18 protein-coding genes are annotated in these 20,855 nt (G+C 72.0%); 4 read left to right on the top strand and 14 right to left on the bottom strand.

Features of this window, described 5'->3' with window-relative positions; translation table 11 throughout:
- Positions 1–161: 161 nt before the first annotated feature.
- The 7 genes from ABT336_RS21775 to ABT336_RS21745 all read right to left on the bottom strand — a co-directional run bounded on the left by ABT336_RS21775 (position 162) and on the right by ABT336_RS21745 (position 10,626).
- The gene (locus ABT336_RS21775) at positions 162–2,525 is read right to left on the bottom strand and encodes a glycoside hydrolase family 65 protein (protein WP_350898469.1); all 2,364 of its coding nucleotides are present in this window, start codon (positions 2,523–2,525) and stop codon (positions 162–164) included.
- Entirely contained in the window at positions 2,522–3,292 is a 771-nt protein-coding gene (locus tag ABT336_RS21770) for a beta-phosphoglucomutase family hydrolase (RefSeq protein ID WP_350898468.1), read from the bottom strand. The genes ABT336_RS21775 and ABT336_RS21770 overlap by 4 nt, the downstream gene beginning before the upstream one ends.
- Before the next feature lie 121 nt (positions 3,293–3,413).
- Positions 3,414–4,721 carry an ABC transporter ATP-binding protein gene (locus ABT336_RS21765; RefSeq protein ID WP_350898467.1) on the bottom strand — a complete coding sequence of 436 codons (1,308 nt, stop codon included), beginning with the start codon at positions 4,719–4,721 and terminating at the stop codon, positions 3,414–3,416.
- Positions 4,722–4,833: 112 nt separating this feature from the next.
- Positions 4,834–7,047, bottom strand: coding sequence for a bifunctional glycosyltransferase/CDP-glycerol:glycerophosphate glycerophosphotransferase (locus tag ABT336_RS21760; protein ID WP_350898466.1), 2,214 nt, complete (start codon positions 7,045–7,047; stop codon positions 4,834–4,836).
- Positions 7,048–7,066: 19 nt separating this feature from the next.
- On the bottom strand, positions 7,067–9,058 hold the full coding sequence (locus ABT336_RS21755) for a DUF5941 domain-containing protein (RefSeq protein ID WP_502891230.1): 1,992 nt from the start codon (positions 9,056–9,058) through the stop codon (positions 7,067–7,069).
- A complete protein-coding gene (locus tag ABT336_RS21750; protein WP_350898465.1) occupies positions 9,055–9,798 on the bottom strand; it encodes an ABC transporter ATP-binding protein in 744 nt (247 codons plus the stop codon). The genes ABT336_RS21755 and ABT336_RS21750 overlap by 4 nt, the downstream gene beginning before the upstream one ends.
- Positions 9,799–10,626, bottom strand: coding sequence for an ABC transporter permease (locus tag ABT336_RS21745; RefSeq protein WP_350898464.1), 828 nt, complete (start codon positions 10,624–10,626; stop codon positions 9,799–9,801).
- A gap of 278 nt (positions 10,627–10,904) precedes the next feature.
- Here ABT336_RS21745 and ABT336_RS21740 point away from each other — a divergent pair, with 278 nt between their 5' ends.
- Positions 10,905–11,114: a PspC domain-containing protein gene (locus ABT336_RS21740; protein ID WP_350898463.1), complete on the top strand. Its 210-nt coding sequence runs from the start codon at positions 10,905–10,907 to the stop codon at positions 11,112–11,114.
- 180 nt (positions 11,115–11,294) lie between these two features.
- Here ABT336_RS21740 and ABT336_RS21735 read toward each other — a convergent pair whose 3' ends face one another.
- From ABT336_RS21735 to pdxH, 6 genes are all read right to left on the bottom strand, one after another.
- On the bottom strand, positions 11,295–12,035 hold the full coding sequence (locus tag ABT336_RS21735) for a DUF4230 domain-containing protein (RefSeq protein ID WP_350898462.1): 741 nt from the start codon (positions 12,033–12,035) through the stop codon (positions 11,295–11,297).
- A 127-nt stretch (positions 12,036–12,162) separates the two neighbouring features.
- Complete coding sequence (locus ABT336_RS21730; RefSeq protein ID WP_350898461.1) at positions 12,163–12,468, bottom strand: type II toxin-antitoxin system VapB family antitoxin; 306 nt, start codon at positions 12,466–12,468, stop codon at positions 12,163–12,165.
- Between the two features lie 204 nt (positions 12,469–12,672).
- Positions 12,673–13,275 (bottom strand): nitroreductase family protein, encoded by a 603-nt coding sequence (locus tag ABT336_RS21725; RefSeq protein WP_350898460.1) that lies wholly within the window; start codon positions 13,273–13,275, stop codon positions 12,673–12,675.
- Positions 13,276–13,291: 16 nt separating this feature from the next.
- Positions 13,292–14,221: an aldose 1-epimerase family protein gene (locus ABT336_RS21720; RefSeq protein WP_350898459.1), complete on the bottom strand. Its 930-nt coding sequence runs from the start codon at positions 14,219–14,221 to the stop codon at positions 13,292–13,294.
- Between the two features lie 46 nt (positions 14,222–14,267).
- Positions 14,268–15,578 carry an MFS transporter gene (locus tag ABT336_RS21715; protein ID WP_502891231.1) on the bottom strand — a complete coding sequence of 437 codons (1,311 nt, stop codon included), beginning with the start codon at positions 15,576–15,578 and terminating at the stop codon, positions 14,268–14,270.
- A gap of 17 nt (positions 15,579–15,595) precedes the next feature.
- Positions 15,596–16,261, bottom strand: coding sequence for a pyridoxamine 5'-phosphate oxidase (pdxH, locus tag ABT336_RS21710; RefSeq protein WP_350898470.1), 666 nt, complete (start codon positions 16,259–16,261; stop codon positions 15,596–15,598).
- 274 nt (positions 16,262–16,535) lie between these two features.
- Here pdxH and ABT336_RS21705 point away from each other — a divergent pair, with 274 nt between their 5' ends.
- The 3 genes from ABT336_RS21705 (at position 16,536) to sepH (ending at position 20,281) form a co-directional block, all read left to right on the top strand.
- On the top strand, positions 16,536–17,642 hold the full coding sequence (locus ABT336_RS21705; RefSeq protein ID WP_350898458.1) for a citrate synthase 2: 1,107 nt from the start codon (positions 16,536–16,538) through the stop codon (positions 17,640–17,642).
- A 200-nt stretch (positions 17,643–17,842) separates the two neighbouring features.
- Positions 17,843–18,970, top strand: coding sequence for a phosphoserine transaminase (gene serC, locus ABT336_RS21700; protein ID WP_350898457.1), 1,128 nt, complete (start codon positions 17,843–17,845; stop codon positions 18,968–18,970).
- Positions 18,971–19,201: 231 nt separating this feature from the next.
- Positions 19,202–20,281: a septation protein SepH gene (gene sepH, locus ABT336_RS21695; protein WP_350898456.1), complete on the top strand. Its 1,080-nt coding sequence runs from the start codon at positions 19,202–19,204 to the stop codon at positions 20,279–20,281.
- A gap of 128 nt (positions 20,282–20,409) precedes the next feature.
- Here sepH and ABT336_RS21690 read toward each other — a convergent pair.
- The coding region (locus ABT336_RS21690) for an MFS transporter (RefSeq protein ID WP_350898455.1) at positions 20,410–20,855 on the bottom strand (446 nt) is incomplete at its 5' end.

The raw sequence follows: 20,855 nt of genomic DNA, 5'->3' as shown, positions 1-20,855 counted from the left end.
AGCGGCACCCGTCACTGCGGGGCGTGGGCGAGCGGCACCCGTCACTGCGGGGCGTGGGCGAGCGGCACCCGTCACTGCGGGGCGTGGGCGAGCGGCACCCGTCACTGCGGGGCGTGGGCGAGCGGGGCCCGTCACTGCGGGGCGTGGGCGAGCGGGGCCCGTCACTGCGGGGCGTGGGTGAGCGGGGCCCGACCGGCGGGCTGCTCGGGTACGGGTGCCAACGGCTCGGCCGGCGGATTCGGCAGGATCGTCGGCTGGGCCCGGGTGACCTGCACCGACTCCCCGTGGTGACGCAGTTCGATGGCGGCCACCGGGCCAGCGGGGCGCAGGGCGTACGTCGTCTGGTGTGACCGCACGTCCACGTGCACCCGCGACTGCCGCCACTGGAGGGAGAACTCCAGTCGGGTCAGCCCGGAGGGCAGCCGGGGCGCGAACGAGAGCGTCCCGTCGTGGTCTCGGAGCCCGCCGAACCCGGCGACCAACGCGATCCAGGCACCCGCCAGGGACGCCATGTGCACCCCGTCGCGGGTGTTCTCGTTGAGGTCGTGCAGGTCCATCAGGGCGGCTTCCCGCAGGTAGGCGTGGGCCAACTGGAGATCGCCGACCTCGGCTGCCAACACCGCCTGGGTGCACGCCGACAGGGACGAGTCCCGCACCGTACGCCGCTCGTAGTAGTTGAAGTTGCGGGTCTTCTGCGCGGCGGTGAACGCGTCCCCGCGCCAGTGCATCGCCAGGACCAGGTCCGCCTGCTTGACCACCTGCTTGCGGTAGAGGTCGAAGTACGGGAAGTGCAGCAGGAGCGGGTACTTGTCGGGCGGGGTGTGCTCGAAGTCCCACTCCTGCAACCGGGTGAAGCCCTCGACCTGCTCGTGGACGTCCAGTTCCTCGTCGTACGGGATGGTCATCGAGTGCGCCGCGTCCCGCCAGGCGGCGGCCTCCTCCTCGGTCACCCCCAGATCCAGCGCCTCGTCCCGTAGCCGCATCGCCACCTCGGCGGCGGTGAGGAGGTTCCGCTGGGCCATCAGGTTGGTGTAGATGTTGTCGTTCTTGACGGCTGTGTACTCGTCGGGGCCGGTGACCCCGTCGATGTGGTACCTGCCGTGCCGGTCGTGGTGGCCCAGCGACCGCCACAGTCGGGCGGTCTCCACCAGCAGCTCCAGCCCGATCTCCCGTTCCAGCTGGGTGTCCCCGGTGGCCAGGACGTAGCGGCGGACCGCGTCGGCGACGTCGGCGGCGATGTGGAAGGCAGCCGTCCCCGCCGGCCAGTACGCCGACGACTCGGGTCCCTCGATGGTGCGCCACGGGAACGCCGCACCCCGCAGGTTGAGCGTCCGGGCCCGGTCCTGGGCCTGGTCGAGGGTGGAGTGCCGCCAGTACAGGGCGTCGCGTACGGCGTGCGGCTGGGTGTAGGTGAGCACCGGGAGGACGAACATCTCGGTGTCCCAGAAGGCGTGCCCGTCGTACCCGGGACCGGTCAGGCCCTTCGCCGAGATGGGTCGCCGTTCGGCCCGCGCACCGGCCTGGAGCACGTGGAACAGCCCGAACCGGACGGCCTGCTGCACCTCCGGGTCCCCCTCGACCCGGACGTCGGCGGCGTCCCAGAACTCGTCGAGGTGCTCCCGCTGCGCCCGACGCAGCCCGTCCCAGCCGTCCAGCCGGGCCGCCGCCAGCGCCGCCCCGACCTGGTCGCGCAGCGCCGGCAGGGACCGCCGGGAGGACCAGCCGTAGGCGAGGTACTTGACCACCCGCAGTTTCTGCCCGGGGGCGAGGACGCACCCGATTGTGGTACGCACCCAGTCCTCGTACCCCTCGCTGTCGACGGTGGTGTGCTCCGGGCCGGTGACCTCGTGGGCCATCGCGGCGGCCACCCGAAGCCCGGAGACCTTCGTCCGGTGGATGAGCAGACCCCCGTCCTTGGTGGTCAACTCCTCCTCGGCCAGCAGTGGCGATTCGAGGACCGCCGCCACCCGGGGGTCCTTGCTCTGCGCCGGCAGCGCCTCGTTCGCCACCAACTGCGACTGGAGGATCAGCCGCAGGGGGCCGCCGACGGCCTCCACCTCGTAGCTGATCGCGGCGACCGACCGCTGGGTGAAGGAGACCAGCCGGGTGCTGCTGACCTTCACCTCCCGTCCGGCCGGGGAGCGCCAGTGCAGCCGCCGGTGCAGGGTGCCGACCCGCAGGTCCAACACCCGCTCGTGGTCGAGGAGTTCGCCGTACCTGACGTCGAGCGGTTCGTCGTCGACGAGCAACCGGATCAGCTTGCCGTTCGTGACGTTGACGATGGTCTGCCCGGACTCGGGAAACCCGAACCCCGCCTCCGCGTACGGCAGCGGACGCAGCTCGTAGAAGGAGTTGAGGTACGTCCCGGGCAGGCCGTGCGGCTCGCCCTCGTCGAGGTTCCCGCGCAGCCCGATGTGCCCGTTGGAGAGCGCGAAGACCGACTCGGACTGGGCCAGGACGTCCATGTCGAGCCGGACCTCCCGGACGTGCCACGGATCGACCGGATAGGCCCGTTCGCGGATCATGTGCCGTCCCCCTCGCCCTGCGGTGTGCCGTCGCCGAGCAGGTCGGCCAGGTCCGTGACGACGACGTCGGCACCGTGTGCCAGCAGTTGGTCGGCCTGACCGACCCGGTCGACCCCGACCACGTACCCGAAGCCCCCGGCCCGGCCGGCGGCCACCCCGGCCTGGGCGTCCTCGAAGATCGCCGCCTGGGACGGGTCGACCCCGAGCACCTCGGCGGCGCGCAGGAAGGTGTCCGGGTGCGGCTTGCCGCGCAGCCCCTCGTCGCGGGCGACCAGGCCGTCCACCCGTACCTCGAGCAGGGGTGCCAGCCCGGCGGCCTTGACCACCTGCTTGCAGTTGGCGCTGGCCGAGACGACGGCCCGCCGCATCCCGGCGGCGGCGACCTCGGTGAGGTACCGCACCGATCCGGGATAGACCTGCACGCCGTCCCGGTTCATCCGGTCGAGCAGGACGGCGTTCTTGCGGTTGCCGAGCCCGTTGACGGTGGCGGCGTCCGGCGGGTCGTCGGGGCCGCCCTCGGGCAGCACGACCCCCCGGGAGGCGAGGAAGGCCCGCACCCCGTCGGCGCGGGGCCGACCGTCGACGTACCGGTGGTAGTCCGGTCCCGGGTCGAAGGGCACGAACGGCACACCGGTGGCCTCCGCGTGGGCGCGCAGGAACGTGTCGAAGGTCTGTTTCCACGCGGCGTTGTGCACGAGGGCGGTCTGCGTCAGCACACCGTCCAGATCGAAGAGACAGGCGGTCACACCAGCGGGTAAGCCCAGCACGGTCTGACACTATCCATCCGACGGACCCGGCAAACGCCGTTCGGGCCTTGATCACCCAGGGTGTTGCCTCCGGCACGACGCGTCCGGGCGGGTCCAGCGACCGGCGACGGGAACGCCCCGCTCACCGCCGACCGACGTCGATGCGCTCCCCCCGCTCACCGAAGAAGTGCACGGCGTCCATCCGGACCGCCACGGCCAGCGGGTGTCCGCCGGAGACCGCCGGGTACGGGGCGAGCCGGACGGCCAGTTCGGCCGGACGGCGGTGGTGGCGGCCTGCGTCGCTGAGGACGCTCCCGCCGTTGCCGCCGCCGGTCTGACCCGACGGCTCCTCGGCGGGGGCCTGTCGTCCGGTCAGCCGGGACATGACCTTCCCGAACCGGCGCAGTCCCCGCTGGCCGGGCACCGCCCCCGGCACCGGGCCACCCATCTCGTCGACGAGGACGGCGGTGGCCCCGATGTCGAGGTACGCCAACGACTCGTGTCCGTGGTGCTCCAGGTAGCGGATCCGGCCCCGCAGGACGTCGCCCTGGGCGTCCGGGACCACCGGGGTCAGCGCCTCGGCCCGCATCCCGACGACGATCCGCTCACCGTGGTAGTGCGCCACGGCCCGGCTCCGGATGTCGGTCCAGGGCAGGTAGAGCGACTGCTCACCGATCCTGAGCTGGACGTACCGGTCCAGGTGCACGTAGACCGACGCCTCCAGCAGGTTCATCCGGGGGCTGCCGAGGAAGGCCGCGACGTGCAGGGTGGCCGGGCGGCCGTACACCTGGGTGGGGGTGCCGACGTCCTGGAGGACCCCGCGCCGCATGATGGCCACCCGGTCGGCCATGGTGAGCGCCTCGGCCTGGTCGTGGGTGACGTAGATGGTGGTCACCCCCAGCTCCCGGGTGAGGGCGGAGATCTCGGCCCGCAGCTCGGCCCGGAGCCCGCTGTCCAGGTTGGACAGTGGTTCGTCCATCAGGAACAGGCCGGGCCGACGGACGATCGCCCGACCCATGGCGACCCGCTGCCGCTGCCCGCCGGAGAGCTGACTCGGCTTGCGTCCGAGCAGGTCACCGATACCGAGGGCGGCGGCCACGTCGGCGACCCGTTCGCCCCGGGGTGCCGGCTGGACCCCGGAGAGCCGGAGCGGAAACGCGATGTTCTCCCCCACCGTCATGTGCGGGTAGAGCGCGAAGTCCTGGAAGACCATGGCGATCCCCCGGTCCCCGGGGGGCAGGTCGTTCGCCAGTTCACCGTCGAGCAGCACGTCACCGCTGGTCGGTTCCTCCAGCCCGGCGACCATCCGCAACAGGGTGGACTTCCCACACCCGGAGGGGCCCAGCAGGACCATGAACTCGCCGTCGGTCACGTCCAGGTTGACAGCGTCGACCGCCAGTGCTCCGCCCGGGAACACCTTGGTGACGTCCTTCAACGCGACGGTGGTCACCGTCACCTCCCCGTAACTGATCGCCGAAATTGGAATGACTGTGACCAGTTTCATGCCATCCGCACATCGGGTGAACGTGCCATGTTGCCCGCGTGACAGCCGTATTACGGATCTACCCCTCGGTAGCCGACGGCTCACCGAGGAAGACCCGGCGTACCACCCGCTCGGCCGCGTGCCCGTCGTCGAGACCGCAGAACCGTTCCCGGAACCGGTGCCGGGCCGCCTGGGCAGCCGCCGACCACACCTCACCGGACCGGAACAGGTCGAGGAGCCCGTCGAAGTCGGTGGCGACCGCCCCCGGGGCCTCGGTGACCACGTCGAGGTAGACCCCCCGGGCCGCCCGGTACGCGTCCCAGTCCGGGGCGTACACCACCATCGGCCGGTCCAGGACCGCGTAGTCGAACATCGCCGACGAGTAGTCGGTGACCAGCACGTCGGCGACGAGATAGAGGTCCTCGACCCGGTCGTGGTCGCTGACGTCGAGCACCCGGCCCGTGGACGCCTGTCGACGTCCCCGCTCCCGGTCGTGGAAGTAGTGGCTGCGCAGCAGGAGCCGACCGGTCGGCCCGAGGACGTCGAGCAACGCCTCCGGGCGCAACGGCGGGTGGTACCGGGGCAGGTGTTCGCGGTGGGTAGGTGCGTACAACACCACCGGGCCGGGACCGGTCAGCCCGAGCCGGGCCCGGATCCGGTCCACCTCCTCGGCGGTGGCCGTGACCAGCCGGTCGTTGCGGGGGTAGCCGTACTCCAGGGTGGTGTACGCCGCCGGGTAAGCCCGCTCCCACATCTCGGTGGAGAACCGGTTCGCGCTGACGCTGAAGTCCCACCTGTCCACCCGGCGCAGCAGCCCGGCGAAGTCCATCCCGGTGGCCCCGACCGGATACCGCTGCTGGTCCAGCCCCATCACCTTGACCGGGGTCCCGTGGTGGGTCTGGAGGTGCACCGACCCCTGCCGCTTGACGACGAAGTCGGGGAAGTTGACGTTGTTGACCAGCCACTTCGCCCGCGCCAACACCCTGTGGTACGCCGCGCTGCCCGCCACCACGTACTCCACCCCGGAGGGGAGGCGGTCCACCCGGTCCCGCCGGACGATCCACACCCCCCGGATCTGTGGCGCCAGCCGGCGGGCCGCCTCGTACACGGCGGCCGGGTTGCAGGCGTAGCCCCGGTACCAGTAGGCCGCGTACACGGCGAGGTCCTCGTCGATCGGACGGCGCAGTTGGGCGCGGTAGTAGCCGTACCCGATGGCGTTGCGGCCGGTCCGCAGCGCCGGCACCGCCCGACGGCGGACCACCCGGACGGTCCGACGGGCCGTCCGGCCGACCTGGTTTGCCCGGCGGAGCGCGGTGAAGGTGCCCCAGTGGCCCCCGGTCACCAGGCGGTGCCGCACCCCGGCCACCCCCGGCGGGACCGGTGGGCCGCCCGGCGGCGACCAGCGCTGCACGTCGGCGGTGATCCGGGCGAAGAACCCCTGACGCAGCCGGGGCGCGATCCGCTCGCCGTTGCCCAGCACCGTCAGGTAGTGCCAGACCATCCGCTCGAACACCACCGGACGCAGCAGCGCCACCCGGGCGGCCCGGTCCGGGTCCCCGGCGGCCTCCTGTCCGTCCAGCCACCGGAACACCCGGTCCCACTGCTCGAAGACCTCGAAGTGCCGCTCGCCCCGGGTCCTGGTGATCGCGCCGGTGCGCCGCTGACGGTAGTTGACGCAGACCCGGTCCAGTACGCCGATCCGCCGGGCGGCGAGCATCACCGGGTACGTGAACGACACGTCCTCGTACCAGCCGGGGGCGAAGCGCAGCTGCGAGTCGAGCAGGAACTCCCGACGCAGCACCCGGTTCCAGGCGACGTGCAGCAGGCGCAGCACCTCCGGGCGTTCGGCCAGGTCGAAGGTGTCCTCGTCGACGCCGGTGGGGAGGACCTCGGTCCACGCGCTGTGGCCTGCCGAGTCGTTCCAGCCCCGCCGGACGTGGTCGACGACGAGGACGTCGGGGGCCGTGGCGCGCAGCCGGGCGACCACCTCGGGGAGACAGTCCGGGACGAGCCAGTCGTCGGAGTCGAGGAACCAGACGTAGTCACCGGCGGCCCGGTCCAGCCCGGCGTTGCGGGCCGGACCGAGGCCGACGTTGTGGGGCAGCCGGAGCACCCGGACCCGGGGGTCCCGGTCGGCGTACCCGGCGAGGATGTCACCGCTGGAGTCCGGTGACCCGTCGTCGACCCCGATCACCTCGAAGTCGTCGAAGGGTTGGTCGAGGATCGAGTCCAGGCACTCCCGCAGGTACGCCTGGACCCGGTAGGCCGGCACGACGAAACTGACCAGTGTCATCGGGGCCGGCTCCTCCTCGTCAGCCGGGCGGGCGGCTTCCCACGGTCTCCGTGGCGGCGGCCTGTCGCACCGTCCGGGTCGGCCGGACCACCCAGGCGAGGACCACACTCGCCACGAAGGCCACCAAAAGGTACACAATCAGTGTAGCCATCCCGAAACCGGTAATTCCGGCGATCGACACGATCATCAACAGCATCGAGCGGCCTTCCCAGCCCAGCGTCACCCCGTGCAGCGGGGGGGCGGCCTGTCGCTTCTCCAACCGGGCCACCAGGTCGTAGTGGTGCAGGGTCAGGACGAAGACGTACCCGAAGATCAACCACGCGGGTACGTCGCCGATCACCCCGACCGCTATCGCGAAGAGGTACTCCCCGGCCCGCAACGCCGCCGGGACCAGCCAGTCCAGCGGCCCGTTGTGGGTCGCCCCCGCACCCAGCCCGGCCAGCAGCAACACCACGAACGCCACGGGCACCATCCACCGCGACCCGGTAGGCTCCCCGACCAGCCCGGCCACCAGGAGCCCCGCCGCACCGAGCGCCCCGAGAGCAGCCAGGGTCAGCGGACCCACGGCCCGCAGCACCGGCAGCCGGGCGGCCAACGGCCCGTCGTCGCGGTGCAGTGTCGCGTCCACCGTGTCCAGCACCGGCACCCACATCCACCGGGCCCGCAGGGTCCGCAGCGCCCCCGTGTACGCCAACGCCAACGTCCCCCAGACCAGGACGGCCACCAGGGCCACCCGAGGGCTGAACAGGGCGGTCGCCAGGGCGATCAACGCCCACCGCTCCCCGATCGGGAAGACCACAGTCCGCTTCAACCAGTACGACACCGAACCGGTGTCGGCCTGCACCCGGTTCGACGCGGCGTTGAGCCGGTCGCCGATCCCACCCCCACCGGTGGCGACGGCCTTCGGTCGACGGGCCGCCTCGTCGTGCAGCACCCCGTACCAGGCGTCGGTCATGTGCCGGACGGTCTGCAACGTCATCGCCGCGATGGCCAACGCCCAACCCCAGCGGAACCCGGCCTGGGTGGCCCCGAACCCGAGACCCGCATAGACCAGGTACTCCTTGGCCCGGTCGGCCATCGTGTCCAACCAGCCGCCCCAGGCGCTGAAGTGCCTGGTGTAGCGGGCCAGCTGACCGTCCACGCAGTCGAGCACGAACCCGAGGTAGAGCAGGACCCCACCGGCGACGAGCGCCGGACGGTACCCGGTGGCGAACAGCAGCGCGGCGGCGGCCGCGAAGACCACCGAGATCATCGTGACGGCGGTCGGACCCAACCCCACCCGGGCGCAGGCCTTCGTGACCTGCGGCGACCAGGTGCTGACGAAGTACGTGGTGAAGAAGTCGTCCTTCTCCTTGACCGACAGCCGCAGCTCGGCCCGGTCCTCGTCGACGGCACCGACGGCCGCCTCGGCGGCGGCCAGCCCGGCGGCGTCGGAGACCCGGTGGGCGACGAGCAGGCGTACCCGGTGGGCGAAGGTCAGGGTCCCCAGCGCGGTGAGCCCGGCGAAGAGCCGGTCCACGGCCGGGGCCTCCTCGGTGGCCATCCCCCCGGCCAGCGCCCCCACCCCGGTCGCTGCGGCCCGGGCGGCGGCGGCCAACGTCGGCAGGTCGTCGACGCCGACCCGGAGGGCACCGCCGAAGGTCCCGGTCGCCCCCTCGGCCAACTCCTGCGCCGGCCCGGCGTCGACCACCTGGCCGCGCTCCTCACGCACCGAGGTCCGACCCGCCCCCGGCGGGTCGGTGAGCACCAACGCCACCGTCGGCCCCACCGGGCTGGTCGCCAGATGCCGCAGTACGGCGGTGTGCGCGACCAGATCCGCCCCGCTGACCAGCACCGGACCTGTCGCCCCGGCCACCAGTTCGGCCAGTTCGACGAGGTCGGCGGCGTACCTGACGTCCGTCGCCCCGGCCTCCCGCCACTGGGTGGCCAACCGGTCGGCGAGCGACTGACCGGTCCCCGTCTGCAACCCCGCCGCGGGCGTACCGGCGGCGAGCACGATCGCGAGCGTCACCGGGCGACCGCGTCGTGGTACGCGCTCAGCGCCTCGTCGACAGTGCCGTCCACGGTGAGCCGACCGGCGTCGAGGTAGAGCCCTCGACGGCAGAACCTCGTCAGGTCCTTTTCGTTGTGTGACACCAGCACCAGTGTGCGTCCCTCCCCGAGAAGTCGGTCGATCGTCGCATAGCACTTCTGACGGAACTCCGCGTCCCCGACCGCAGTCACCTCGTCCATGAGCAGGATCGGGTGCGGCAGGTGCGAGATGATCGCGAAACCGAGTCGGACCTTCATTCCCGACGAGTAGTGCCGCACCGCCGTGTCGATGGCCTGTTCGACCTGCTCACCGGCGAAGGAGACGATCTCGTCGAAGTGCCGCCTGAGGTAGCCGGTGGAGAGCCCGTGCAGCCCGCCGACGAGGTACAGGTTCTCCCGGCCGGTCAGGTCGTTGGAGAACCCGGCGGAGAGCTCCAGCAGCGGGGCGACGTCGGCACCGACCCGGATCCGCCCCTCGTCGGGGATCAGCACCCCGGCGATCAACCGCAGCAGTGTGCTCTTGCCGGTGCCGTTGCGCCCGATCACGCCCACCGTGTCCCCGGGAGCCACCTGGAAGGACACGTCCCGCAACGGCCAGAACCGGTCCGTCGACGCCCCCGCCTGGCGGCGGATCAACAGGTCACGCAGGCGCAGCTGACGCCGCCGGTTGCGGACGAAGCGGATGCCGAGCTGGTCGGCCTCGATGATCGGCTCGGCCATTCACAGTTCCTTGAGGACGGCGGGTTCGAGCCGACGGAACGCCCACCAGCCGACCACCAGCACCAGGACACTCCCGGCGATCGTGGTGGCCAGCAGCCGGGCCGAGGGGAACTCGTCCGGATACCAGATCGCGTGGTGCAGCTGGAAGATCCCGACCAGCGGGTTCAGTTCGTACCCGAGTTTGACCCAGCCGGGCAGGTCCGAGTCGCGGACCAGGGCCAGGGGATAGATGATCGGCGACGCGTAGAACAGCACCCGGATCACCAGCCGCATGAACCGTTCGATGTCGCGCATCAGGACGTTGAACGCCGACAGCAGCAACGCCAGCCCGATCAGCAGGACGCCCTGCACCAGGACGGCCAACGGCAGGGACAGCAGCGACCAGCCGAACTCGATCCGACCTGCGAGGGCGAAGGCGACGGCGATCGCGACCAGGATCGGCAGTCCGGCGGCGTACTCGGCGAACCGGCCCGTCACCCGCCCGATCGGGAACACCTGACGGGGCACGTTCATCGTGGTGATCAGCCGGGCCTGGCCGGTGAGGGCGTTCGTCGCCTCGCTCAACGCGGAACTGGTCCACATCCAGGCGAAGATCCCGGTGATCAGGAACAGCGGGTACGAGTCGGCGGCCTCACCCAGGTACCTGCCGGTGTCCCGGGAGTAGAGCACCCCGAAGACGAAGAAGTAGATCGCGCCCATCCCCAGCGGCTCGATCAACGACCAGAGGTACCCGAGGACGGACTGCTGGTACTTCACCGCCAGATCCCGCTTGACGAGGATGCGCAGCGCGTTGCGGTGCGACCACAACGCCCCGACGCCAGACGTCACCGTCGCCTCCTCATGACCGCGACAAAAGGCTAACAGCCCCGCCCGGCAGATCTTGGAAGGTTGTGGCCCCCCGAGGGGCAGTCCACCTCCGGAAACTCCCCTCCCGGTCGGCCCACGGCACGGGGAACCGCTCCGGTCGACGAGTTGGACGGAGGGTGCCGGGGTAAGCACCTACGGGGACGGGACCGACGGATCCTCCTCGGGGGCGAGGGCGGGGACCCGGAGCGTTCCTACCGTGGAGGCAGAGGCGGCGTGACGCCGCAGAGTGGGAGACGACGATGAGTCGCAAACTGGTCCGGCCCCGCGAGGGGCGCATGTTCGCCGGTGTCTGCGCCGGCCTGGCCCAGCGGTTCGGCATGTCCGCCGGCATGGTCCGGCTGCTGTTCCTGCTGTCCCTGCTCCTGCCCGGCACCCAGGTCATCATCTACCTGGTGCTCTGGGTGCTGATGCCCAACGAGGACCGCTACGCCGCCCGCACCGGCTACTGACCCCGTCCCGCCGGGACACCGGAGTGCTTCGGCCCACCGCGACACCACGGGACCCGTCGCGCCGCCGCGTGACCGGGACCGTCGCGACACCGGGACCGTCGCGACACCGGGAGACCACTACCGCCCGCCCCGAGTGCTCGGGGCGGGCGGTTGCTTCGTCCGGGATCAGTTCGTCCGGGATCAGGGAGCGGTGTAGGTGACGGTGACCTTGTCGTAACCCAGCGACCCGAGCAGCTGCTCCAGCATCTTGCGGGTGTTCTCCTGGGCCCGGTCGGCCAGCCCGCTGTCCCGGGCGGCGGTGGTGATCCGCTCCTCGGCCATCCGGTAGACCTGCTGCTGGCGGTTCGGGTCACCGTCGACCAGGTCGCCGATCCGGTTGAGCAGTCCACGCTCCCGGGCGACCACGTAGCTCTTCTCCATGTCGAGGTTGGTCTTGCCGAGCTCCGGCGCGGGGAGCTTGATCTCGACCGACGTGCCGTCCTCGGTGGGGACCACGGCACCCTCGCCGATCTTGGCGAAGTCGACGTACGCCTCGACACTGCCCGCACCGACGAAGAGGGTCCGCTCACCAAGGAGGAAGTCCGGCACGTTCCGCCTGTCGTTCTCCAGGTCGACCACGACCTGGAAGTTGCCTTCGGCGGCCACGTAACGGCTGAGGTCCTGAATCGACTTGAGCAGCGTCGGGCCGGTCCGGTCGGTCTGCTCCTCGGCGAACGGGTTGCGGAAGTTGGGCAGCAGGTTGGTGGTCTGCAACCCGAGCAGGGCCACCACCGCCAGAGCGGCGGCACCGAGCACCACCAGCAGCCCGCGCCCGGAGCCACGCGACGACCCGCCGGGGGCGGGGGGCGGTGGTGCGGCCGGCCGGGAACCGGAGTCGCCCGGGAACTCGCCTGTGGGCTGGTCGTCCCTCTGTCGCGACATGGCCCTCACCGTCCTCCTGCCGACAGGTCACCGCCGTCGATGACCTCCTGAGGATGACGGTACGTCCTCCGTACGACAGCCGCCCGTCGACCCGGTCGGGTGCGCCGGTGTCACCCCGACGCTCGGGTCACTCCGGATGCCCGGAGTAGACGAACACCCGGGCGTGGATCTGGTTGCGCTGCTGGAGGGCGGCGCGCAGGGCCCGGTGCAGCCCGTCCTCCAGGTAGAGCCCGCCGTTCCACTGGACCACGTGCGGGAAGAGGTCACCGTAGAAGGTGGAGTCCTCGGCGAGGAGCTTGTCCAGGGCCAGCTCCCGCTTGGTGGTGATCAGTTGGTCCAGCCGCAGCGGACGGGGTGGAATCTCCGCCCACTGCTTGAGCGTCAGGTGGTGCTCCGGGTAGGGACGCCCGTCCCGGACCGCTCTGAAGATCACGACGAACGCTCCCCTCCCCTGGTCAGGTCGACCCACGACTCCGGGCAGGGTCGCGGTACGGCGCCGGGGTACGCGGCGCCGATGACCACGCCAGCCTAACCGCCCTCGGCACGCCGCGTTCTGCTCCCTCGTCCGACGTCGGCCCGCGCCGTCGGTGTCGACCCTGGTCGACACCGCTGGTAGCCCTGTCGACACCGGAACGAGTCAGCCCCACCGACCCCGGTGGACCACCTCGTCGACCGGGCGACGCCCTCGCTTCAACGACGGTGACCGATGGTCGACGGCACGGTAACCGATGGTCACCGCGCCGATCGGATCGTACTCGTTCGGCACCCCGAACGCCGACCGGTAGGCGGACGTCCGCTGCGGGGGGATGCCGAAGAAACACGCCCCCAGCCCCTCGTCGACTGCGGTGAGCAGCATCAACAGCGCCGCGAACCCGGTGTCGACGTACCAGTACGGCACCGGCCACCGCTCGGTCGACCGGTCCGTCCAGCCCTTGTCCGGCTCGGCGTAGCGCTCCAGGTAGGCGGAGCGGTTGGCGTGCGGCACGATGATCAGCGGGGCTCGACGCATCCCGGTCAGCCACCGCGCCCGGCCGCCGCCCTCCGGGGTGGCCGCCGCCCAGAACCGGTCCCGGTCGGCCGGCTCCTCAAGCACCAGGAAGGCCCACCCCTGGGCGAACCCGGCCGACGGGGCACGGGTGGCGTGCTCCAGCAGCCGCTGGACCAGTTCGGGCGGCACCGGGCGGTCCGGGTCGTAGTTGCGTACCATCCGGCGACGCCGGACCACCTCGGTGAACTCCATGCCGGTCCCGACCTGCTCAGACGCCGGGTCGCAGGCCCCAGGCACCCCGCCAGGTCTCGCCGGGGGCCAGCTTGATCAGATCCCGGCCGGACCGGAACGCGTCCGGCGGGCAGGTCATCGGCTCCACCGCCACCGACCGGCGGTGCCGCTCCCCGGTGAGGGCGTCCCCGGTGAACACCTGCCACCACCCGAACTGCCGATCCGCCCAGACGGTGACCCCGGCCGAGCCGTCCGGGCCGGTCAGGCTCACCGCCGAACCCCCGTCGGCGTCCCTGACGACCTCGCCGAAGGCGGTGTCGAGCTGGGCGTCGCCGATCCGTCGGGGCTCGGTGTAGTCGTACTCGGTGCCCGCGACGGGGGTCGCCCCCACCGGCAGGAGGCGGCTGTCCACCACCAGCCGCTTGCGCGCCGGCACCTCCAGGGTCAGGTCGTCCACTGCCACCCCGGGCAGGCGCAGGTACGGGTGGACGGAGAAGCCGAACGGGGCGGTCGCGGTGGCCAGGTTCGTCGCCTCGTGCTCGACCCGCAGCCCGTCCGGGCCGACGCTCCACCGGCCCCGGACCCGGAGCGCCCACGGGTACGCCGGCTGGGGCGGCAGATCGTACTCGACGGTGACCGCGTCGGGGGTCTGCTCCACCAGCCGCCACCGGGCCCAGTTGACCAGCCCGTGCAGGGCCACCCCACGCCCCGGCTCGGTCAGCGCCAGGCGGTAGCCGACCCCGTCGAAGGTGTACCGGCCGTCCCGGATCCGGTTCGGCCACGGGGCGAGCACCTGGCCGGCGCTGCCGGGGCAGACCTCGTCGACCGCGTACCCGTCGAGGTAGTCGACGTCGTCGTGGCGGTACGCCCGCAGCCCACCGCCCACCTCCACGACGACCGCCTCGTGACCGGCGGCGGAAATGGTCCACTGTGCCCCGGACGCAGGGCTCGGCTCGACGTTGTTCATCCCGGGACCTTAACCAATCCGTGTCGCTCCGCGCCGACCACGTCACCTACGGTCCCGGCGGGGAGGGGGACGGGTCCCCCGGATCGGTGCGGCGGTACCGCCGCAGGGCCGGGAAGGCGACAGCCAGGAGCCCGGTCAGCACGACGGCGGCCAGCCCACCGCCGACCCAGGCCACCCCGGCACCGCCGAACCCGGTGGCCATCGCACCCGCCCGGAGGTCACCCAGCCGAGGCCCCCCGGCCACCACCACCGTGTTCACCCCCTGGAGTCGACCGCGCATCCGGTCCGGGGCGTACACCAGGAGCATCGACTGCCGGACCACCGCGCTGACCAGGTCGGCGACACCGGCCACGGCGAGCAGGACGACCATCAGCCAGAGGTGGTGGGCGAGCCCGGCCAGGGCGACGGCCACGCCCCACCCGAACACGGCGAGGATCAGGGCCAGCCCCTGCCGACGCAGTCGCCCGATCCATCCGGAGGTGAGCCCGCCGAGCATCGCCCCGATCGCCATCGCGCTGTAGAGCCACCCGACGGCAGCACCCCCGCCGAACCGCCCCTCGGCGATCTCCGGGAAGAGCGCCCGGGGCATCGCCATGATCATCGCCACCAGGTCGACGGCGAAGGAGAGCAGCAGGATCGGGGTGGTGGACAGGTATCGCAGCCCGTCCAGGACACCCGCCAGGCCACCCCGGGTCGGCTCCCCGTCGGCCGCCGGGGCCGGGGGCATCGCCGGGAGCCGGAGGGTGGCCACCACCAGGCCGAGGAAGAGCACGGCGTCCAGCGCGTACGCGATCGGCAGGCCGGTGTCGGTGCCGAAGGCGGCGAAGACCACCCCGGCGCCGAGGGGACCGACCACCGAGGCGGCGGTGAACGTGGTGAAGTTCAGGGTCGTCGCCGCCGGCAGGAGGTCCGGGGGCAGCAGCCGGGGCAGGGCCGCGCTGCGCGCCGGGGAACTGATCGCGAAGGCGATCGAGTGGACGACGACCAGGGCCAGCAGGAGTCCCGGGCTGCCGACCCCGAGCAACGCCTGGGCCAGCAGCCCCAGGACCGACGCCCAGAGCAGGACCGAGCCCGCCAGCAGGACCCGCCGTCGGTCCCGGGAGTCGGCCACCGCACCGGCCCAGAGCCCGAACACCAGCAGCGGTACGAACGACGCCACCCCCAGCAGGCCGACCCAGAACGAGTCCCGGGTCAGGGCGTACATCTCGACCGGAACGGCGACCGCCGTCATCTGGAACCCGAACATCGCTATCGCGTTGCCGAGCCACAACCGTCGGTACGCCGGCACCCGCAACGGCCGCAGGTCGATCGCCCACCGCCGCAGTGCCCGGGTCTGCTTCGCCCCGTCCCCGGACACCTCGGTCTGGACGTCGGTCACGGGGCGAGCCGTTCGACAGCCCACCCACCGGTGTCGGTGCGCCGGTAGCGGAGCCGGTCGTGCAGCCGGTCGGGGCGGCCCTGCCAGAACTCCACGGTCTCGGGAAGCACCCGCACCCCACCCCAGTGCGGCGGGGCGGGGATCGGGTCGACGTCGGCGAAACGGCGCTCCGCCGCCAGGTAGCCCTCCGTCAACTCGGACCGCTCCCCGATGACAGTGGACTGGGGGCTGGCCCAGGCTCCCAACTGCGAACCCCGGGGTCGGGTGGCGAAGTACGCCTCGGTCTCCGCCCGGGTCAGCCGGGCCACCCGACCGGCGACCACCACCTGCCTGTGGATCGGGAACCAGGGGAACACCAGGCTGGCGTACGGGTTGGCGGCCAGTTCGGTGCCCTTGCGGGAGTCGTAGTTGGTGAACAGGACGAAGCCCTCGGGGTCGTACCCCTTGAGCAGGACGGTACGGGCGCTGGGCCGCCCGGCGGCGTCGGCGGTGCCGAGCACCATCGCGTTTGGTTCGGGGAGCCCGGCGTCCGCCGCCCGGCGGAACCACCTGTCGAACTGGGTCCACCAGTCGGCGGCGAGATCGGCTCGGGAAAGCGTTTCCTCCTCGGCATACTCGTGGCGCATCCCGGCTGGCAGCGCTGTGTCGCCCGTCACATGAATCCTCTCTCCCGCCGCCCGATCCGCGCCGAATCGAGCTGACCAGGGCATTCTGCCCAGCGTTACCGGGGCATCGCAGACCGGCACCGGCGGCGGTGTCGCACGTAGCACACGGGTAGCGGGTCGCGTCCCTGTTTACTCACCAGGCAAGATGTCACGAACACATCCATGAGGATCGCCTGAGACGCTCGTCCGGCCAGGCCGGACCTCGTATCCGGCCGGGCGCTCCGACCAGACAGGTACCCGCGCGTACCTACTCCAGGTACAGGAGAGCGACATGGCTGACTTCAAACCCGGACTCGAAGGTGTCGTCGCGTTCGAGACCTCCATCGCCGAGCCGGACCGTGAGGGCGGCGCGCTGCGCTACCGGGGGGTGGACATCGAGGACCTGATCGGTCAGGTGTCCTTCGGCAACGTCTGGGCGCTGCTCGTCGACGGTCGGTTCGGTCCGGGCCTGCCCCCTGCGGAGCCGTTCCCGGTGCCGGTGCACTCCGGCGACATCCGGGTCGACGTGCAGTCCGCCGTGGCGATGCTCGCCCCGTACTGGGGGCTCGACCAGTTCCTCGACATCTCCGACGCCCAGGCCCGGGAGGACCTGGCCCGCGTCTCGGTGACCGCCCTCTCCTTCGTCGCCCAGTCCGCCCGGGGCCTCGGTCTGCCCGCCGTACCGCAGAAGGAGATCGACAAGGCGGAGACGATCGTCGAGCGCTTCATGAAGCGGTGGCGCGGCGAGCCCGACCCCCGACACGTCAAGGCGGTCGACGCGTACTTCATCTCCGCCGCCGAGCACGGCCTGAACGCCTCCACCTTCACCGCCCGGATCGTCGCCTCCACCGGCGCGGACGCCGCCGCCTGCATCTCCTCCGGGATCGGGGCGCTCTCCGGCCCCCTGCACGGCGGTGCCCCCTCCCGGGTCCTGACCATGCTGGAGGCGGTGGAGCGCAGCGGCGACGCCGAGGGGTACGTCAAGGGCGTGCTCGACCGGGGCGAGCGGCTGATGGGCTTCGGCCACCGGGTCTACCGGGCCGAGGACCCGCGCGCCCGGGTGCTGCGCCGGACCGCCCGGGAGCTGGGCGCACCCCGGTTCGAGATCGCCGAGGCGCTGGAGAAGGCGGCGCTGGCCGAGTTGCAGGCCCGCCGCCCGGACCGGGTGCTCGCCACCAACGTCGAGTTCTGGTCGGCTGTGGTGCTGGACTTCGCCGAGGTGCCGGCCCACATGTTCACCTCCATGTTCACCTGCGCCCGGATGGGTGGGTGGAGCGCGCACATCCTGGAGCAGAAGAGGCTCAGCCGACTGGTCCGCCCGGCGGCCCGGTACGTCGGTCCGGCCCCCCGCCGCCCCCAGCAGGTCGAGGGCTGGGACGCCGTCCCCCACGGCGTCTGAGAGGAAGGGCCCCTTCTCGACGCCTGCTGTCGAGCGGGGCACCCCTCTCACACCCCACCTGCGCTGACACGGCCTCTGTGGCGCAGGACTCACTGTGTGGTGGACACCTCAACACCCGGGCCGGGACCAGCCACCGGCCGACCCGCCACGGGTGCGAACATGGAGGCTCGCCCGCCCATGCGGAAGGATCTTCGATAACCGTGGCTGACGTTTCGACCATCCGGATTCCCGACGACCTCAAGCCCGCCGACGGACGGTTCGGCTGCGGGCCGTCCAAGGTCCGTCCGGCGGCCGTCTCTGCCCTCGCCGACGTCTCGACCAGCGTGTTGGGCACCTCGCACCGGCAGAAGACCGTCCGCGACCAGGTCGCCCGCCTGCGTTCCGGCATCGCCGAGTTCTTCTCCCTCCCCGAGGGGTACGAGGTCGTCATCGGCAACGGTGGCACCACCGCGTTCTGGGAGGTGGCCACCTTCGGGCTGGTCCGGGACCGGGCCCAGTTCGCCAGCTTCGGCGAGTTCGGCGCGAAGTTCGCCAAGTCCGTCAAGGACGCCCCCTTCCTGGGTGAGCCGACGGTCCGCAAGGCGGAGCCGGGCAGCGCCCCGGCCCTGGCCGCCGAGGCCGGGGTGGACGTCTACGCCACCCCGCACAACGAGACCTCCACCGGGGTCGCGGTGCCGATCAGCCGGGTCGCCGGCGCCGACCCGGGTTCGCTCCTGCTGGTCGACGCCACCTCCGGCGCGGGCGGGCTGGACGTGAACGTCGGCGAGACCGACGTCTACTACTTCGCCCCGCAGAAGTGCTTCGGCTCCGACGGTGGGCTGTGGCTGGCCCTGATGTCCCCGGCAGCCCTGGAGCGGGCGACCGAGATCAAGGGCTCGGGTCGCTACATCCCGGCCTTCCTCGACCTGGTCACCGCGATCGACAACTCGCGGCTGGAGCAGACGTACAACACCCCGGCGCTGGCGACGATCTTCCTGGCCGCCGAGCAGACCGACTGGATGAACTCCCAGGGCGGGCTGACCTGGGCGGCGAAGCGGACGGCCGAGAGCGCCTCGATCGTCTACGGCTGGGCCGAGCGCTCCAGCGTGGCGACGCCGTTCGTCACCGACCCGGCCCTCCGGTCGAACGTGGTCGCCACAGTCGACTTCGCCGACGGGGTGGACGCCACCGCGATCGCCAAGGCGCTGCGCGCCAACGGCATCGTGGACACCGAGCCGTACCGCAAGCTGGGCCGCAACCAGCTCCGGGTGGCGCTGTTCCCGGCGATCGAGCCGGCCGACGTGGAGGCCCTCACCGCCTCGATCGACTACGTGCTCGACCGGCTCTGAGCCGAGGCCGTACCCGGGCCGGTGTCGTCACCGGACACCGGTGAGGCGTACCGTCGAGGGGACCGTCGCCGCAGCACGGGTGGCGGTCCCCGACTGACTGATCAGGCTGGTCATCCGCGACATGCGGGCGCGGCATCCCCCATCAGCTGCCCGAGGGGCGTACCGTGGGGCGAGACGCCCGGGTGGCCGACTCGTGGCGTACGGCCAGCGAAGCGGGACGGAGGCAACGCTATGCGCCCAGTACGCTTCGTCGCCCTCTCCGAGGACGGCCAGGCCCTGGTGCTCGCCGACGAGGTCGGGCGACTGCTCGCCCTGCCCATCGACGAACGGATCGCTACCGCCCTGCACGCCGAGCCCGGCGCTGCGCCGCTCACTGTGGCCAGCGCCAACCCGGCTGCGGAGATGGTGCCGTCCCTGTCCCCTCGGGACATCCAGGCCCGCATCCGGGCCGGAGAGTCCGCCGAGGACGTGGCCCGGATCGCCGGGGTCCCGGTCGACAGGGTCCTGCGGTACGCGGGTCCGGTGCTCCAGGAGCGGGCCATGCTCGCCCAGCACGCCCGGCGTACCCGACTCAAGGGTGCCGACAAGCCGACCCCGCTCGCCGAGGTCGTCAACGGTCGACTGGCCCAGCACGGCATCGACACCGAGAAGATCTCCTGGGACGCCTGGCGTCGCGACGACGGCACCTGGCGGATCGTGGCCACCTGGCCCTCCGGCAAGGCCACCGCCCAGGCGGTCTGGGACCTGGACAAGACCCGGCAGCACGTCGTCCCCCACGACGACATGGCGCAGTACCTGTGCGCCGAGCGCCCCACGCCGATCCTCGGCCAGGAGCCGGCACCGGAGCGCAGCGGACGCGCCCTGCCCGGACCCTCGCGGGGTGAACCGAGCCGGGGTGGCCACGGGCTGCCGACGCCGTCGGAGAACAGCCGGTCCGGCCGGGACCCGATCCGGGCCGGGCGAGACGCACTCCTCGCCTCCCTGGACCGTCCGCTCGGCTCGACCTCCGGGCGCGGGCTGGAACCGCGTACCCCGGCGGCCCTGGCCGGGGCGGACACCAACCGCCAGCGGGCGGTCGGCGGTGGGGCTGCCGCCCTGCTCGGCGGGGGTCAGGGTTCGGCGTTCGAAGACGACTCCGACGCGCCGAAGGAGGTCCCGGCCGTGCCGTCGCTCGCCGTCCTGCGGCCTCGACGTCAGGGCGCGGCAGCCACCGAGTCCACCAACGAGAGCGCGGGCAAGCCCCGCAAGCGGCTGCCGAGCTGGGACGACGTCCTCTTCGGTAGCGGTCCGGCGGCCCGCGAGTCCTCCTGACCCACTGCCTACACCCCTGACAGGAATCGTCGTGCCCACGGGCCGACGCGCCCCTGACCGGGGTACCCGTCAGAGCTACGGCAATGCCCCCGACGGATTCCCGTCGGGGGCATTGCCGTAGGTACGGGTCAGTAGTCCGCCGAGACGATGTAGAAGCGGGGACGGGGCAGCACCCGCAGCCGGAGCCGGGCCCCCTCGCGGCGCAGCTGCCAGGCCAACGCGATCACGGCGGCGACGAGCGAGATCAGACCGCCCATCCAGATGCTGGCCCCGGCCCCGAAGGTCTCAGCGATCCATCCGATCACCGGTGCCCCGACCGGGTTGGTGCCCAGGAACACCAGCACCCACAGGGCCATCACCCGACCCCGGAACGCCTCGTCCACACCGAGCTGGACCCGCTGGTTGGCCGCCTGGGCGAAGTAGACCATGAAGAACCCGGTCGGCAGGAGCAGCGCCACCACCAGCCAGTACCCCGGGGCGAGCCCGACCAGCGTGCCGCTGACGGCACAGGCCACGGCGGCGGCGAGCACCACCCAGACCGACGGTCGGCTGCGCCGCCCGGTGCCGGCGAGCG

Source organism: Micromonospora sp. NPDC000207 (assembly GCF_040300925.1).
In the GTDB taxonomy this organism is placed as follows: domain Bacteria; phylum Actinomycetota; class Actinomycetes; order Mycobacteriales; family Micromonosporaceae; genus Micromonospora.
The sequence above is the reverse complement of the archived record's forward strand: the minus strand, read 5'-3'. Positions and strand labels throughout refer to the sequence as shown.